The 323-nt window shown below is 71.8% G+C and carries 1 pseudogene; it reads left to right on the top strand.

Going from position 1 to position 323, the window contains the following annotated elements:
- A pseudogene (locus tag UWG_RS0124945) lies at positions 1-224 on the top strand (MerR family transcriptional regulator); the annotation flags it as partial.
- Positions 225-323 lie beyond the last annotated feature (99 nt).

A 323-nucleotide genomic window follows, 5' to 3' on the forward strand; every position in this document is an offset into this window, starting at 1 on the left:
GGGATCTGGGCTACCCGTGCGACGCCGAGACGCTGCTGCCGTACGCACGCGCCGCCGCGACCGCGGCCGAGGCCGACCTCGACCTCATCCAGGGCGCCGGCGGCAGCGAGAAGCGGATAGAGGCCGCCGTGCTCGGGACACTGCTCTACGAACCGGTGCTGCTGAGCCTACGGCGCATCGCCGACGCCGAGGAGTCCAACCGCCGGTTCGGCGGGGAGAGTTGAGGGGCACGGGGCGCACGAAAAGACCCCCGCTGCTGCGGGGGTCCTTCGATCGAGTACCCCCGACCGGATTCGAACCGGCGCTACCGCCTTGAGAGGGCG

The organism is Streptomyces xiaopingdaonensis (genome assembly GCF_000262345.1).
In the GTDB taxonomy this organism is placed as follows: Bacteria; Actinomycetota; Actinomycetes; order Streptomycetales; family Streptomycetaceae; genus Streptomyces; species Streptomyces xiaopingdaonensis.